This is a genomic window from Flavobacterium sp. TC780 (genome assembly GCF_056783245.1).
Genome location: NZ_JBXBAV010000047.1, coordinates 1 through 2,279, shown reverse-complemented (window position 1 = coordinate 2,279; position 2,279 = coordinate 1). Strand labels below are relative to the sequence as shown.

Genomic DNA, 2,279 nt, shown 5'->3' with positions numbered 1-2,279 from the left:
AAGGTTAATACATGCTCCTGTTGTTAGGGAGGCAGCACCTAAAGGATTTGGAATTGGATTATACTATGCTAAGAAAATCATAGAAAAGCACGGAGGAACATTAGAATTAGTTATAAGTAATACGACCATTTTTAAAATCACTTTATACGATGTCTAATAAAATTAAAGTCATACTTGCCGAAGATGAGTCCGCTTTAGCCGTAATCATCAAAGAAAGTTTAGAAACAAGGAATTTCGAGGTTTTACTATGCGGAGATGGAAAAGAGACGCTTGCTGCATTTAATAAGCAAGTGCCAGATATTTTGGTATTGGATGTGATGATGCCAATATTGGATGGTTTTAACGTAGCGAAAGAAATACGAAAATTAGATAAAAAGACGCCTATCATTTTTTTAACTGCCAAATCTCAAACGCAGGATGTAGTAGATGGTTTTAATGTTGGCGGTAACGATTATTTAAAAAAACCTTTTAGTATGGAAGAACTGATTGTTCGCATCCATTCGTTACTAAATCGTATCAATAGCAATAAAACAGAAGAAAATATAAAAATTGGAACTTATAGTTTTAATTTGATTAAACAAACATTACATCATTCAGGGACTACTATATTACTGACACATAGAGAAGCTTCACTATTATACTTTTTGATTGAGAATAAAAATGAAATTTTAGATCGTTCTACTGTTTTAAAAAAAATATGGGGTGATGATGATTTTTTCAATGGACGGAGTATGGATGTTTTTATTTCAAAATTGAGAAAAAAGTTAAGTCATGATCTCAATATACAAATCATAAATGTGAGGGGATATGGGTATAAACTAATTGATTAACAATTTTAAAATTGATACAATATAAAAAGAGGAAGTCTCATTTTATTGAGACTTCCTCTTGGTTTAAATAGGGCTACTGTATCTTTTTTTAGAAATTAAAAAAATAATCTGTAAGCTACTCTTAATTAATTCCTCCTCCTAAAGCTTTGTATAATAAGACTTGTGAGTCTGCATTTTTTAATTGTATGTCTACAAAGTCTAATTCAGCTTGAAGTTTATTTTTTTGAGCACTAATTATTTCAAGGTAATTAGCATATCCGCTCAAATACAAATCATTTGATACATTTACAGCAATTTCTAGGTGTTCTATTTCCTTTGATTTATAGGTTAAAACATCTTGAAAAGCTTCAGTTCTATGTAATAAAGCACTTAGCTCATTATAAGCTACAGTTATCGTATTCTGATAATTTAGGAAGCTAATTTGTTGTTTTTTGTTGGCAACAAAAAAGTCTTGTTTGATCTGTCCTTTGTTGAAAATCGGTGCTGTTATTCCGCCCAGTAATTGCCATGCAAATGATTGGCTATCAAAAAATGTAGGCAAAGAAAAAGAGTTAAGACCTCCATACGTCCCAAGATTTACAGTTGGAAAAAAAGAGGCACGTGCCGCTTTTGCATCTGCATTGGTAGCTAACAATTCAAAATAAGCTTCGGCTACATCGGGTCTGTTATGGATTATTGAATCAACACTTATTTTTTGATTTAATACCTCAAGATGTCCTGATAAGAAATCACTGCTTCTGGTAACAGTTCCACCGTATTCTCCCAGTAGGTTCAATATCGCTTTTTCAGTTTGATCAATACTTAAGTTTATTTGTTCTGCCTCAGCAAGAATATTGTTGTTTTGAGCATTAAACTGCTGCACTGCAAGTTCAGTAGCTTTTCCAACAGATCTTTGAGCAGAAACAATATCAAGAGCTCGTTGCTGTGTTGCTAGGTTATTTTTATAAATACCAGCTTGTTTATCTAGAGCTACAAGTTTGTAATAAAGCGTTGCAATATCACTAAGTAATCTTGTTTGCAGCAATCTCATTCCTTCTTTTGATGCAAAATACCTTTGGCGTGCAGCCTTTTTTCGGTTGCTAAGTTTACCCCAGATATCAGCTTCCCAAGAAACTTTTCCTGCAAGGAATAGGTTTGGGGTTAAATCTGTAGCGATTCTTTGTCTCTCTGATATATTCTGAGATAGGTTCGTATCAAAGTTACCTACACCATCCATAGTATATTTACCATAATGTGTACCCGAAGCATCTGCCACAATATCAAATGAAGGCAACAAAGCTAGTTTTGCTACTTTTAGATGAGAGTTGGCTATTAATATTCTCTCCTGAAGGATTAGATAATCAGGGTTTTGAAGGATAGCCTTATCCAATAATTTTTCTAATTCAGGATCTTTAAAGTAAGGTGCTGCCTCCCTAACAACAGGAGCATGTATTAACCTTAGCAATACGT

The 2,279-nt window shown here is 33.3% G+C and carries 2 protein-coding genes; one reads left to right on the top strand and one right to left on the bottom strand.

Going from position 1 to position 2,279, the window contains the following annotated elements:
• Positions 1-149: 149 nt before the first annotated feature.
• Positions 150-830 (top strand): response regulator transcription factor, encoded by a 681-nt coding sequence (locus tag AC1RYN_RS04625; protein ID WP_481806007.1) that lies wholly within the window; start codon positions 150-152, stop codon positions 828-830.
• Between the two features lie 121 nt (positions 831-951).
• On the opposite strand, the gene AC1RYN_RS04620 is transcribed toward AC1RYN_RS04625, so the two are convergent.
• Positions 952-2,279 (bottom strand): TolC family protein (locus AC1RYN_RS04620; RefSeq protein ID WP_481806006.1); only part of this gene is annotated, 1,328 nt, incomplete at its 5' end.

Coding starts and splice junctions, on each gene's coding strand:
- AC1RYN_RS04625 (WP_481806007.1), top strand. CDS start 150: ATGTCTAATAAAATTAAAGTCATACTTGCCGAAGATGAGTCCGCTTTA.